Below are 12,892 nucleotides of genomic sequence, written 5' to 3' on the forward strand. Positions count from 1 at the left end.
GGTTTCAACCATGTCACAACCCTTAAAACGCTCTGCCGTTCACCGCGGCGCCCTTAACCTGCAGGAAGCCGTCATCGTGGGCATCGCTGCGCTCCTCGTGCTCGTCTGGGTGCTCTCCTCCGGAAACGGTCTGTTCAGCCGATCGGACTACACCGAAGAGATGTCCAACGCCGGGGAGCTCATGACCAATACCCGCGGCATGCTGAAAACCGGCGGCACCTACCAGTTCAGCTCAGCGGCGGCCATGACCGGCGCGCTGGTACAGTTTGGCGGCGCCCCGGGCAGCATGGCGGTGATCGGCACCAAGTCATCGGGCAGCGCCTCGCTGAATAACCGCTGGGGCGGCAGCGTTACGGTACAGCCGGTGAGCACCAGCGGCGGTCAGAATACCGCTTTCTCCCTGACCTACACGCAGGTGCCGCAGGAGGCCTGCGCGCAGCTGGTGCAGAAAATGAGTGGCGCCAACAACGTCGCCTCAACCAGCATCAACGGCAGCTCGACCAGCGGGGCGGTCAGTGCGTCAGTGGCAGCATCACAGTGCACGGCGGACAGCGGCTCAGCCGGCACCAACACGCTGGTCTTCACCAGCAACACCTGATGAAGGGCCGGGGAAACCCGGCGCTTTTTCTGACCGACTCACGGTGACTCATGATGAACAGGCTTACATACCTGCTGACGGTGGCCGGATTACTGCTGTGCGCCGCGTTGCCGGCGCAGGCTTACTGCTACAACGAGGCGGGCGCACGCTACCACGTCGATCCGCAGCTGCTGCGCTCCATCAGCAAGGTGGAAAGCGGCTTCAACGCCGGGGCTATCGGCTATAACCGCAACAAAAAAGGTCAGGTTACCAGCCGGGACTTCGGCCTGATGCAGATCAACTCCACGCACGTGCCGCAGCTGCGCACTATGGGCGTGCTGCAGAGCGAGCAGGACCTGCTGACAAAACCCTGCCTGAACGTGATGGTCGGGGCCTGGATACTTGCACGGCACCTGCAGGTCTGCGGCGTCACGTGGGAGTGCCTCGGCAGCTATAACGCCGGCTTCGCCGACGACAATACCGCCCGCCGGATGCTTTACGCCCGCAAGGTTTACGCCGACTACATGGCCCGACGCTGACCTTTCACACGGAAAATTTCATGACTTTATTTACCGATGGTCCGGCGGCCGGCGTATGGCTTGCCTGCTGCGCGGGGCTGTTTGCGCTGCAGGCGCATCAGGCCAGCCGATTTCTGCGCACGCATGACGGTCCGCCTCTGACCTGGCCGCTTCTGACGCCGGTTGCCCTGATTTACCTGCTCACCGCCGGCTTGCTGCTGTCGCTCCCACCTGCGCTGCCGGTGAGCACCGTCCTGCGTAGCTTACTCCTGCTGGTGCTTGCGGTGCCGCTGACGCTTACCGACCTTCGCTGTCAGTGGCTGCCGCTGCGCTACACGATGACGTTCTGGCTGGGCGGTCTGACCTCTGCGGCGCTGCCGGATGCGGTGCTGCCGTTCAGCGAGGCGCTGCCCGTCAGTCTCGCCGCGTTCGCGCTGTCCGGCGCCGTACGCTGGCTGGCCAGCTTTCGCCAGCGCGAGGAGCGCATGGGGCTCGGTGACGTTTATCTGATGGCCGGCCTGTGCGCCTGGCTGCCGTGGCGCAGCGCGTGCTACGCCGCCGCCGGCGGGCTGCTGCTGTGCTGCCTGTGCGCGGCGCTGACGCGCCAGACTTCAAAACCCTTTGCGCCCGCGCTGTTTGGTTACCTGTGCGGCGTGTGCCTTTTCTTTCCCCAACAACTGGCGGGAGTGCTCTGATGAAATTTCTGAAACGGAAGCCGCGTGCGGTACACCGCGGCAACATGCTGCTTCAGCTCGGCATCGTGATGGCCATCGTGCTCATCATCACGCCCGGCGCAATGGACCGCTACGCCGGCATGCAGCAGGAAAAGGTCTGGACCGGAACGGCCTCGCATCTGAGCTTCGTGGCGCAGGCGGGCAAGCGCTACGTGCGCGACAACCGCAACACGCTGCTGACGCAGGTTGCCGGCGGCCCTGTCGTGATCACCGGCGCCACGCTGCGCACGCAGGGCTACCTCCCGGCGGGCTTTTCACTGACCAACGACAGCGGACAGACTTACCAGCTCGCGGTGGCCCGAGACCCGGGTCAGGCGGGCCAGCTGGTCGCCTTCGTGCTGACCACCGGCGGCAGCGAGATCCCCTATAAGGGCCTGCGTCAGATAGCGACGGACACCGACGGCATGGGCGGCTACGTCTGGCCGGCAAATAACGCGGTTGGCGCCGACGGCGGCTGGCAGGCAAAGCTCGGTGACTACGGGCTGACCGGTCAGCAGGGGCGCCTTGCGGCATTCCTGTCCGCCGACGCGCTCGGCACCGATGCTGACGAAAGCGACAGGCTTTACCGCTATCAGGTGACCGGCCGGCCGGACCTGAACCGCATGCATACGGCCATCGATATGAACGGCAACAACATTAACAGCGGCGGCACGGTCAACGCAGCGACGGGTGCATTTACTGGTCAGGTGTCGGCGGGAACAAACATCACCGCCGGCGGCAGCGTGACGGCGAACGGTAACGTGACCGGAAATGGCAACGTAGCGGCCGGTAACAACGTCACGGCCAATAACGGCATCACGGCAAACAACGATATCCGCAGCAACAACGGCTGGATCATTACCCGCGGTGGCAAGGGCTGGCTGAATGAAACGTACGGCGGCGGTTTTTATATGTCGGATAACGACTGGGTCAGGTCAGTTAATAATAAAAATATTTACACCGCCGGACAGATGCGGGCGGGCAGCCTGCGCTCGGACGGTGACGTTTCGGCCGGAGGGGTGCTGAGTCAGGATCAGGTCAATAATCCTGGCGCTTCCTGCGGCCAGACCGGGGCGATAAGCCATGATGCGACTGGCGCCATACTTTCCTGCCAATCCGGTGTGTGGGCAAAATCCACTCAGGGCCGCACCGGATACTACTGTCGCAGGACGTCCTTTGATAAAGGGCGCTCAGATGACTATGTGGGCTACACACCAAGAACAGATGATAACTGTCCGGTTATTCAGCCCGGACAGGCACCCAACGGATACTGCAGCTGTATCAAAATCCTGCTTGATTACTAGGTGAATTTTATTACCTGCCGATCAGGCTAATTCATCGCGCAAAAAACAGGGATCTGCCAGTTGGCCGTGTAGGCCCCCGAGCATCCCTCTCCCAGGGTATGCGATCCCCTGTTCCGTTAACGATCAAGCCGAGCCTTCCGGAGACTTCATGAAAACAATCCTTCCCGCAGCCTGCGCTGCGGCCGTGCTGCTGTCCGGCTGTCAGGCCATTAACAGCGCAAGCGTTACGCCGCCCGCGCCTGCTGCAGCGGCCCACGTAACCACTCAGCCGCCGCGTACGGCACTGCAGCTGCAGCAACTGTGGCTTGAAGGTGACATGAGCGACAGCACAGCGCTGCCTGTAGCGATCATTCGTGCCGACAGCGATCGCGTCACTTTCAGCTGGAACGGCGACGCGGTGGAGCTGCTGAGCGCACTGGCCCGCGCCCGCGGCCTGAAGTTCAGCTACGCCGGCGTGCGCCTGCCGCTGCCCGTGGACATTGAGGTGCAGGACGTCACCTATGCAAACGTCCTGCGCATGATTGAGATGCAGACCGCCTGGCGCGCCACGCTCGTGACTTACCCCGGGCAGATGGTGCTGCAGTTTATGCCCTCGCTGCCGGCTGAGCCGGGACGCAACAAAATGGGAGGCCGCCGATGAAAGCCCGACTCTGCGTCCTGCTGCTGCCCGCGCTGCTGGCGGGCTGCGCGGGATTTCACTTTACGAAAGCGGCACCTGCGCCCGGGCCTGACGGCGCGCCGCCGCCGGGGCCGGAGGCCTATCTGTCACCGCAAAAGCGCGACACCGCTGACGTTTCCGACAACCGCCGGCAGATGCTGACCGAGGGCGGGCGCACCACCGGCTTTCGCGGCGGCAAGGCGCAGCGGGCGTGGGAACTGCGCCGCGACCTGGAGGCGCGGGCTAAGCAGCTTGATGCCACCTATGACTTCCGCCCGCTCATCAGCAGCCGCGGCTGGCTGCCGCCGGTTATCACCGAGGCGGTGGACGTGGCGCACGTCACGCCCGACCAGATACGCACCGCAAGCCACGTGTACGAAATCATCCAGCCTGAGCGCTTCGTCAGCAACCCGCCGACGTGGCGCGGCTGGCTGATGGCCGGGCTCAGCACCGTGCCGCCGGACGAGCCGGCAGGCGGCCTCATCCCGGAAAACGGCGTGCAGCGCGACATCTGGCAGGCGGCGGTCAACGAAGGCTGGGCGGAAGGGCGCCAGAGCGCCGACGAGACGCTGGAGGCCAACGTCAACCGCCTGACGCGCGACTACAACGGCATGCTGCAGTACGTGCTCTTGCGCCGTCAGAACCTCATCACGGCGCCGGTGGTCACCGAGCGCCAGCAGACGGTCACCGGCGACAACAACAAACTCACCACCGGTGACCGCGAGCGACGTCTTGAATCCCGCGCCGGCTTCGTCACCGACAAGGCGAAGTGGAAGCCGGTCATCAATACGGAGAAGCGCTGATGGCAGCCTCAGACCTGGAACTTTATGACTTCAGCGGCGGACTCAGCGCCGATACGCTGCGCGGCTTTATGGTGTGGTGCGCGCGCAACAACGTGAGTGACATTCACCTGCAGGGCGACAACCACTTTGTGGTCGGCCGTTACGGACGCCTGCTCAGGGCAAGCCCGTTTGTGGTGGCGGACGACACCATGGCCAAACTGATGGACGAGGTGTTTTCCCCGGAGCTCCGCCCGCAGGTGCGCGGCGGCGTGTCTGTTGACCGGGCGATGCAGCTCGACGGCGACATGACCGGGCGCTGGGGACTGAAGCGCGGCGAGCGCATCCGCTTTCGCGTCAATCTGCTGCAGGGCACTGCGGGGCGTCAGGACAGCACTATTGGCTGGACAATGCGAGTCATTCCTTCCGACATCCCGCCGCTGGAAAGTCTTGGGCTGGAGCCGGAGCTGATGGCGAACCTCCTCCCGGCGAAGGGGGTGGGGCTGTGGGGTGGCATTACCGGCTCAGGCAAAAGCACCTCGCTCGCCTCGACCTATCGCCACTGTCTGGATACGGACCCCGATCGCAAGCTCACTACTAAAGAGGATCCGATTGAGTTCATCCTCGGCCGTCCGGGCGACGTGTTGCCGCCGCTGCAGTCGCAGGTGGGAAAAGACATTCCCGATTTCGCTACGGGCATCCGCGCAGACCTCCGGCGTGCGCCGTCGGTCATCGGCGTGGGGGAGATGCGCGACCGCGAGACCATTGACGCCGGTATCCGCGCCGGCCAGCTCGGTCACCTGATGCTCTCCACCACGCACATCGACTCGCCGGGCGAGGCCTTCCCGCGCCTTATTAACGAGTTTCCCCACGAAAGCCGTGAGGCCATGGCGTGGTCGCTGCTGGGCGTGCTGCAGTACGTGGTGGTACAGACGCTGCTGCGCACGATTGACGGTAAGCGCATCGCGGTCCGTGAGTTCATCCTTTTCGACTACAGCCTGCGCGAAAGGCTCGCCGAAATGCCTTGGTCGCAGTGGGGTCAGCATATCAACAACATCATCCGGCTGGAGAAGCGCCGCATCGTGGATCAGGCCTGGCGCCTGTACCGCGGGGGCCGCATTGCCGAATCCGAGCTGGCCGTGGTGATGTCGCCGCGCCAGCGCCGCGAGTTTGAGGAGGGGACCGCGTGAGTACGCTGAATAAAGAGGCATATCCCCCGGGGTTCTGGCGGCGGGCCGGCAGCGCCCTCAACTTCGTCGGCATCCCCGCCTGGCTGTTCCTGCTCTACCTCTTCTGGTTCCGCTTTCCCGCCATGAACACGATTTACGTCGTGAGCGGCATCATCGCCGTGTTCCGCGTGCTGAGGATGTTTGGCTGGGGCGTCACCGAACTGCTTACGCGCCTGGCTCGCTGGGCGCGCGGCAAATCCCTGAGCGGCCGCCCGTGGTGGTACCGCCGGTTTACCGACGGCGAGTAGCCGTCCTGACACAGCAGCACAGGAGGCTTTATGAAGACAGCGGATTATCCGGTGTGGCTTGCCGTTTTACCGGACCAGCGCGACGCCGCGCGCGCCGACGCCGGTAAACATCCGGACGGAGGCAACGCGATCACGTGGGATAAGGAGGCGCAGCTCTGGTACGCCCGCCCGGGGGCTGACCTCAGCCGGCTGCAGGCCTGGCTGCCAGACCCGTCGCGGCGCAGCGGCGGCGGGGACCCGCAGACTGAATTTCTGGACGCGCTGACCGGCGCCGGGCTGATTATTGACGGCCTGCCGGTGATGGACGGTGAAATCCACCGCGTATCGGTCACCGACGGCCCGAAGGGCAACGGCGACGGCGTCTACCGGGGGTTTCTGGACGGCAGCAAGCCGGGTGGCTGGTTCATCAACTACTGGACCGCTAAAACGCATAAGGACATCACGAAGTGGAAAGGCACCGGCGGGGAAGCCGATCCGGTGGCACGCCTGCATATGAAGGCTGTTGCGCGCCAGTCCCGTGATGACTCCGCACGCCGGCTGGCAGCCACTCATGCACAGCAGACCGCAAAAGCGAAAAGCCTCTACGAGCGCCTTCCGACCGCCGACCCCGACCACGCTTATCTTCAGCGCAAGGGAGTAACGGCGGACGCGGACCTCAGGCAGACGCGTAACGGTGCGCTGGTCATCCCGTTTCAGGACGTGGACGGTGCTTTCCGCACGCTGCAGTACATACCGCCGGACGGTGAAAAGTACCTGTTTAAGGATGCGCCGAAAGCCGGCCACTTCAAGGTGGTGGGCGGAACGCTCGCGGACGGGGAGCCGATCCTGTACGCCGAAGGTTACGCCACTGCGCGCAGCCTGAACGAGGTGACCGGGCGCCCGGTAGTGATGACCATCGACGCCGGGAACATGCTGAACGTGGCTAACGTTCTCAGCGCCCGCTATCCCGACAGCCCACACCTGTTCATGGTCGACTTCGACCACAGCAAGCCGGTTAACACCGGGCTCGTCATGGGGGAGCAGGCCGCGCGTAACACCGGCGGTAAGGTGATCATCCCCGACTTCACGTCCGCAGAGCGCGCCGCGGGCCTGACCGATTTCAACGATGTACACCAGTCACGCGGTACGGAAGCCCTCAGGGCTGACCTCCTTCCGCAAATTAATCAGGCCCTTGCCGGGCTTAACTACAAGGAAAACGTCATGGCCACACCCGACGACGCACAGCCAGCGCCGGACACTCTTCCCGCCGCGTCCCCGGACGCCGCAGCCGAATCCACACCTGTCCGTCGCCCCGGGGCGGCAAAAGAGAAAACGGATGAGATCCTGAAGCTGCGTGATGAAGGGCTTAAGCCCGCACAGATTGCGGAGCAGCTCGGCATCGGGCAGACCAGCGTGTATCGCATTCTGAAGGCGCAGCAGACAGACGCGCCGGCGGTGGACAGCGCCTCACCTGCAGCCACTGTGAATGAGCCGGTCATCCCGGCCGCGACCTCTGTGCCTGCAGAGGTACCTGCCGTTAACGCCAGCGAATCTGATGTCCCGGCGCCGGCTACCGGCGTGACATCGACAGCCGAAGCGCAACCTGTCACCGCGCCGGCGGCTGATAACGTCGCGGTAGCACAGCCAGCACCTGAAGCACCGGTGACGCCGGCGCCGGTATCACCGGGTACCTATGACGGATTCACCGGGCTCTACGGCACCGGCGCCGAACTGCGCGACAGGCTGGCCGCGCTGGCCAGCGGGCAGGTCTCACCGGCGGCGCTGCTGCAGGACATCAGCACGCTGCGTTCACGCGTGGAGAGCGCGGCGATAACCGGCGTGTACACCCGTGAGCACGTGAAGGAGATGCAGCAGGTCTTCGACCGGGTGACGCAGGGCGGAATGGCAGGGGCAAACGTCATGGAGACGGGCGGGTTCAGCCGCCTGCGCAGCCTGCTGGGGCAGCGCGATACCTGGAGTTCACTGCACCCGACGGGCGGCACGCTTGATATTAATACCGTACCGGACAGGGTGGGTCAGCAGTACGCGCTGCTGGCGCGCGGGGATGTGACGCGTGCGCAGTTTGATCGTGAGGTGCGGATGCTTTACGGCGAGTTTACCCGCGCCGACCCGGAGGGCTTTACGCCCGGGCGTCAGGCGGAAACGCGCGCGGTCTTTGAACGCATGGCATCACTGGAGAGCCCTGAGCGCGCCGCGCAGTATTCGGCTGGCGCGGCGGTGCTCGCGGCGCAGTTGCCGCCGGCGTCCGCCGCTGACCCGAACGCCACGGCGCTTGATCGTATTCAGACGGCCCTGCGCGATGAATTTGTGTCGCTGGCCCGCGGTGAAACGGCGGCGCCGGCGCTGATGGAAAACGTGGCGCGACTGCAGGCGCAGCTTGATGATGCAAAGGTGCTGGGCGTTTATGCCAGCAGCCACCTGAAAGAAGTGCAGGGCGCGTTTGACCGCGTCACGCAGGGCGGACTTGCGGGCATGCCCTCGCCGGACGCACCGGCTCCCCGCGGAGACTACCTCTCCCGCAATCCCGGATCCGCCTCGCTCGACGTTGCCAGCGTCCCTTCACGCATTGAGGCGCAGATTGGCCTGCTCGTTCGCGGTGAGGTCACGCGCGCACAGTTTGAGGATAACCTGGCGGTGCTGCGCAATGAGGCCGTGCGGCTGTCAGAGACCGGCAACGTCACGCCGGCGGCACTGTCAGCAGCAGAAGGGGCCTTTGCGAATCTGGGCGCACAGCCGTTACCGGCCGCTGCGGCCACACCGGCACCGCTTTCAGTACCGGTCACATCTTCTGACGCGCCCTCTCCGGAAGCTGCGGCAGCGCCGGCTCCCGTTGCCACACAGTCCGTGGCCGCCGTGTCTGAACCAGCGACACCGGTGACAGATGCCAGTGTCACGGCTCCGCAGGCTAATGCAGCGGCAGCTGCAACGGCATCCGAACCGCCTCTGGTGCCCGTCACGGCAGCGGAGCAGGCACCACCGGCACCTTCGGTCCCGGCTCCAGCTGCATCGGCTGTGCCGGACGTATCCTTGCAGACGGCAGCAGCGGACGCCCGACCTGAACCCGCTGCCCGCGCGCCGGAGCCTGCGCATGAAGCAGCAGCACCCGCGGCGGAGGCTGTTCCGCAGTCAGACGTGCCGGCGGTCAACCCGCTGACATCCGCATTTGGCGCAGAAAATGCCATCCTGGTCGGCGCCCCGCGCGTGGCACCGCAGGATGAAGATGCGCCAGCCTCATCCGGGTCGAAACAGGCACGCATCGATGCCGACAAGCTGCTGAGCCGCGTCACGCACGAGAAGCACCCGGACGGCAAAAGCGTACTGTACAAGCTTGACGGCGAGGCGGCCTTCATTGACCGCGGTAATCGCCTGGTCATGGCAGAGGGTGCCAGCGCGCATCAGGAGAAAGTGCTCGCCGCGCTGCTGACAGCCGCCAATCACTATCAGGGGCGCATCGAGCTGACCGGCAGCGACGAGTTTAAGGCGTTTGCGATCAGCGTCATTGTGGCCAATAAGCTTGACGTGAGCATGAAAAACGCCAGCCAGCAGGCGGACCTGGACGCCGCGCGCCGCGCAGCGGGTCAGCCCGTCACGCCAGCCGCGCCAGCTGATGCGGTACGCGGAGACCCGCAGGCACCGCAGGCCACTGAGACGCCTCCCGCAACGCCGGTTGCGCAGGCTGCGCCTGCACAGGCTCCCGCACAAAGCGCAGCGCCCGTGACAGCGTCACAGCAGCCCGCTTCTGCACCGTCGCCAGAGCCTGCCGCGCCGAAGATGTCACCGGCGGTTCATACGCCGGCGGAAAAGGCGCGCGAGCCGGTGACTGGTAAGGTCACCGCCTGCGGGCAGGCGCCGTTCCGTTTTGAAGCGGACCAGAGCGAAAGCACCTTTATTACCCTGCGCACTAAAGAGGGGCCGCAGACCTTCTGGGGCAAGGAGCTTGCCGGCCTGCTGCGCGAAACCAACCTTAAGCCCGGGCGCATGGTCACCCTTCAGTGGCAGGGCGAACAGCCGGTCACCGTTAACAAGCCCGTTAAGGACCTTCAGGGTAACTTTACCGGCCAGTACGAAAAGGTTCAGACCCGACGCAATCAGTGGTCAATGGCCCCGGTGGGCGGAGCCCGCGTACAGACTGGTGCAGACGACATGGTGCCGCTCGCGGCCGTGGACGTGAACCGTTACACCCAGATCCAGCACACGCTGGTGAGCCGCCTCGGGCTGGACGTCGACGCACCGCCAAAGCCGGCCGACGGCCTGTACTGGCTGAAGCCGGACGGGCAGGGCAGCGCGCAGGCGGGCGATGCGCTCTCGGCGCCGCGCCCGGCGCACAACGATCGCGCCGGCATCCCGGTGATGTCCGCGTGGGGCGATGACGGCCGGCTCGACCTGCACCTGGTGCAGGGCGACGGGGACTACCTGCAGGGTGTGGTACGTCAGGGCGGCACCTATCAGCACGTGCTGGTAAGCCTGCCGGGCAGCGCTGACGCACCGCCGATGGTGGTCAACCTGCTGACGCCGGAAGGAGCGCAGCCTGTCGGCAGCGGCAACGGCATCAACCGCTCAAACGGTCAGCCCGTGCCGCGTGAGCACGTGGTGGTGCGCCTCACCGGTGACGCTGAGCCGCGAATTGCGAAGCTCGACGCTCCGGCAGACGTGCCCGCTGCGCTGCACGCCCGCCTTGGTTACGACGAGCGCTACAAGGCAGAAGCTGCCGCCCCAAAGGACCGGCCGGCGGTGGCACCACAGGCAGCGCCGGTCACCCCACCCCGCCCGGTGTAAGCCACTTCCTGACAGGAGAACTGACATGAAACAACACCTGACCGCCCTCGTGGCGGTCTTTTTCTGCTGCACCGCCTTTGCCGCCGGCGCCGCGACCTGTCGAGCCGGCAGCGCCGCGCAGACCGGCAGCGAGGCGGGCTACAACGCCGCCAAAAAGGCTAACGACGCGTGGGCCGCCCGTGAAAGCCAGACGTCCGATCAGCTGCAAAACTGCCTGTCCGGCATCCGCAACATTTCCATCAGCCTGCCGAACCTGCCGAGCCTGCAGGACATCATGAACCAGGCGTCAGAGAAGGTCTGCGGGGCGTTGACGGACAAAATCAACAGCAACCTGCCGACCAGCATCGATCCGTGGCAGTCCTACGGAATGTAAGGAGTACCGCATGCAGAACCCCCAACACGTCGCGCCGTCTCAGGAGGCGGCTGTCGTCCTGACCGACCCGGACGCCTATGAGCACGCCCTGCACGCGCAGCACGAGCGCACGCTCGGCGCAGAGTTTGCGCGCACCTGCCTGAAGAGGCTGGGCTGGAGCCTCAGCGTCAACGTCATTCAGGCCATCGTCATCGGCGCCCTTGCCGTTTACATCGTGTTTCTCCCGCGCGAGTACTTTGCTACCGAAGCGGGGCGCATCACGCCGCTTTACCCGACGGATAAGCCGGTCTGGAGCGAGAGCGACGTGCGGCAGTTTGGTGCGGACACCATCAGCAAGGCGTTTACGCTCGACTTCGTGCACTACCGCGACCAGATGACCGCCGCGGCCGCTGACTTCTCTGAGGAGGGCTTCACCGGCTACAACAGGGCGCTCAGCACCGACTCAAACACCCTGTCGCTGGTGAAGGACAAGCGCATGAACCTGACCAACACCGTCGAGCCGGGCGTCATCACCCGCCGCGGCGTGGTGGGCGGGCGCTACACGTGGGAGTTCCAGTATCCCGTGACGCTGCGCCTGCAGGGCCAGAACACCAGTACGCCGCCGCTGCGCTACATCTTCACGCTGCGCATTCAGCAGGCCGATCCGCGCCTCAAACCGCGCGGCCTTGAGGTCACGCAGACCATCACCAACAACGCAGGATAATGCTATGAGCAACTTTCGCACGCTGGCCCTGTGGCTGGCGCTGTGCGGCAGCGCGAGCGCCGTCACGGCAACGGGGACCGCCCCGGCGGCCGGCACCGACGGCGGCTGGCGCTCGACTACTTCCGCCGGCGGTGCTGCCACGACAGGCCAGACCGGTGGCGGTACGGGCACGCCCGCCGCGCCGGCTGCGGCCGGCCCGCTGCCCGGGCAGGCGCTGCCGCCGCCCACCTCGGTCACGTATGACCAGGCGCAGGCGACTATTGCCCCGCTGACGCCCGATGAAATCCGCCAGCTGCGTGCGCAGCAGACCGAGCAGAACCGGGCGCTGGCCACGCCGGGTATTACGGCGGTACCGCGCATCACCGCGCAGACGGTGAGCCTGCAGCCCGGCGCGAGCCTGCCGCTGGTGCGCACCGCGGTGAACTGGCCGGCGACCGTGAGCTTTATCGACAGCACCGGCGCACCCTGGAAAATCCTCGGCGACCCGGTGAGCGGCTCCCCGGACATCGACGTGAAGTGGATCCCGGGCATGTCCTTTATGGTCATCACCGCAAAGCGCGACTTCGTGAACACGCTGGTGACCGTGGGGCTTGAGGGCCTGCCGGTGCCGCTGCAGATAAGCGTGATGAGCGGTGAGGCCGACACGGCGAAAAAGACCTGGACGGTGGACGCGCGCCTTGACCTGCGCATTCCCCGCCGCGGGCCGGGCGCGGCGCCTGACGCACCGGGCCCCTCGCGCATCGGGCTGCACGACGACGTGCTGCAGGCGTTTCTGGACGGCGTACCGCCATCGGGCGCGAAGCGCCTGAAGACCACCGGCAGCGTGCCGGACACTGCGGTGTGGCAGCAGGGCGACGACCTCTACATTCGCTCGCGCGCGGACATCCGCGACGAGTTCGACACCACGCTTTCGTCGGCCGACGGCACCCACCTGTGGAAGCTGCCGGTGACGCCGCGCGTGGCCTTCTCGGTTGACGGGCGCACCGAGGCCCTCAGCATTGCCCTGGAGTAATC

General features: G+C 65.5%; 12 protein-coding genes. All 12 read left to right on the forward strand.

Going from position 1 to position 12,892, the window contains the following annotated elements; genetic code table 11:
- Positions 1-10: 10 nt before the first annotated feature.
- The 12 genes from AC6I8D_RS24595 (at position 11) to AC6I8D_RS24650 (ending at position 12,890) form a co-directional block, all read left to right on the forward strand.
- A complete protein-coding gene (locus AC6I8D_RS24595) occupies positions 11-598 on the forward strand; it encodes a type 4 pilus major pilin (RefSeq protein ID WP_222235186.1) in 588 nt (195 codons plus the stop codon).
- A gap of 53 nt (positions 599-651) precedes the next feature.
- Positions 652-1,116, forward strand: a complete 465-nt coding sequence (locus tag AC6I8D_RS24600; protein ID WP_222213790.1) for a lytic transglycosylase domain-containing protein — start codon at positions 652-654, stop codon at positions 1,114-1,116.
- A gap of 20 nt (positions 1,117-1,136) precedes the next feature.
- Complete coding sequence (locus tag AC6I8D_RS24605; protein WP_497821227.1) at positions 1,137-1,790, forward strand: prepilin peptidase; 654 nt, start codon at positions 1,137-1,139, stop codon at positions 1,788-1,790.
- Complete coding sequence (gene pilV, locus AC6I8D_RS24610; protein ID WP_497821228.1) at positions 1,790-3,112, forward strand: shufflon system plasmid conjugative transfer pilus tip adhesin PilV; 1,323 nt, start codon at positions 1,790-1,792, stop codon at positions 3,110-3,112. Before AC6I8D_RS24605 ends, pilV begins: the two co-directional genes overlap by 1 nt.
- 148 nt (positions 3,113-3,260) lie before the next feature.
- A complete protein-coding gene (locus AC6I8D_RS24615; protein WP_497821229.1) occupies positions 3,261-3,752 on the forward strand; it encodes a DotD/TraH family lipoprotein in 492 nt (163 codons plus the stop codon).
- Complete coding sequence (locus AC6I8D_RS24620; RefSeq protein ID WP_497821230.1) at positions 3,749-4,573, forward strand: type IV secretory system conjugative DNA transfer family protein; 825 nt, start codon at positions 3,749-3,751, stop codon at positions 4,571-4,573. Before AC6I8D_RS24615 ends, AC6I8D_RS24620 begins: the two co-directional genes overlap by 4 nt.
- A complete protein-coding gene (traJ, locus tag AC6I8D_RS24625) occupies positions 4,573-5,739 on the forward strand; it encodes a plasmid transfer ATPase TraJ (protein WP_497821231.1) in 1,167 nt (388 codons plus the stop codon). Before AC6I8D_RS24620 ends, traJ begins: the two co-directional genes overlap by 1 nt.
- Positions 5,736-6,026 (forward strand): conjugal transfer protein, encoded by a 291-nt coding sequence (locus AC6I8D_RS24630; protein ID WP_455853613.1) that lies wholly within the window; start codon positions 5,736-5,738, stop codon positions 6,024-6,026. Before traJ ends, AC6I8D_RS24630 begins: the two co-directional genes overlap by 4 nt.
- A gap of 30 nt (positions 6,027-6,056) precedes the next feature.
- The gene (locus AC6I8D_RS24635; protein ID WP_497821232.1) at positions 6,057-10,802 is read left to right on the forward strand and encodes an LPD7 domain-containing protein; all 4,746 of its coding nucleotides are present in this window, start codon (positions 6,057-6,059) and stop codon (positions 10,800-10,802) included.
- A gap of 25 nt (positions 10,803-10,827) precedes the next feature.
- Positions 10,828-11,175: a conjugal transfer protein gene (locus tag AC6I8D_RS24640; RefSeq protein ID WP_280173388.1), complete on the forward strand. Its 348-nt coding sequence runs from the start codon at positions 10,828-10,830 to the stop codon at positions 11,173-11,175.
- 10 nt (positions 11,176-11,185) lie between these two features.
- Positions 11,186-11,878, forward strand: a complete 693-nt coding sequence (locus tag AC6I8D_RS24645) for a DotI/IcmL/TraM family protein (protein ID WP_222235195.1) — start codon at positions 11,186-11,188, stop codon at positions 11,876-11,878.
- Positions 11,879-11,882: 4 nt separating this feature from the next.
- Complete coding sequence (locus AC6I8D_RS24650; RefSeq protein ID WP_497821233.1) at positions 11,883-12,890, forward strand: DotH/IcmK family type IV secretion protein; 1,008 nt, start codon at positions 11,883-11,885, stop codon at positions 12,888-12,890.
- Positions 12,891-12,892: the final 2 nt, after the last annotated feature.

The sequence above is a fragment of the Pantoea sp. X-Soil-MYKO-1785 genome (assembly GCF_059730675.1).

Excerpts from the sequence above, each read along its gene's own strand:
- AC6I8D_RS24595 (WP_222235186.1), top strand. The coding sequence starts at position 11 with ATGTCACAACCCTTAAAACGCTCTGCCGTTCACCGCGGCGCCCTTAAC.
- AC6I8D_RS24600 (WP_222213790.1), top strand. The coding sequence starts at position 652 with ATGAACAGGCTTACATACCTGCTGACGGTGGCCGGATTACTGCTGTGC.
- AC6I8D_RS24605 (WP_497821227.1), top strand. The coding sequence starts at position 1,137 with ATGACTTTATTTACCGATGGTCCGGCGGCCGGCGTATGGCTTGCCTGC.
- pilV (WP_497821228.1), top strand. The coding sequence starts at position 1,790 with ATGAAATTTCTGAAACGGAAGCCGCGTGCGGTACACCGCGGCAACATG.
- AC6I8D_RS24615 (WP_497821229.1), top strand. The coding sequence starts at position 3,261 with ATGAAAACAATCCTTCCCGCAGCCTGCGCTGCGGCCGTGCTGCTGTCC.
- AC6I8D_RS24620 (WP_497821230.1), top strand. The coding sequence starts at position 3,749 with ATGAAAGCCCGACTCTGCGTCCTGCTGCTGCCCGCGCTGCTGGCGGGC.
- traJ (WP_497821231.1), top strand. The coding sequence starts at position 4,573 with ATGGCAGCCTCAGACCTGGAACTTTATGACTTCAGCGGCGGACTCAGC.
- AC6I8D_RS24635 (WP_497821232.1), top strand. The coding sequence starts at position 6,057 with ATGAAGACAGCGGATTATCCGGTGTGGCTTGCCGTTTTACCGGACCAG.
- AC6I8D_RS24640 (WP_280173388.1), top strand. The coding sequence starts at position 10,828 with ATGAAACAACACCTGACCGCCCTCGTGGCGGTCTTTTTCTGCTGCACC.
- AC6I8D_RS24645 (WP_222235195.1), top strand. The coding sequence starts at position 11,186 with ATGCAGAACCCCCAACACGTCGCGCCGTCTCAGGAGGCGGCTGTCGTC.
- AC6I8D_RS24650 (WP_497821233.1), top strand. The coding sequence starts at position 11,883 with ATGAGCAACTTTCGCACGCTGGCCCTGTGGCTGGCGCTGTGCGGCAGC.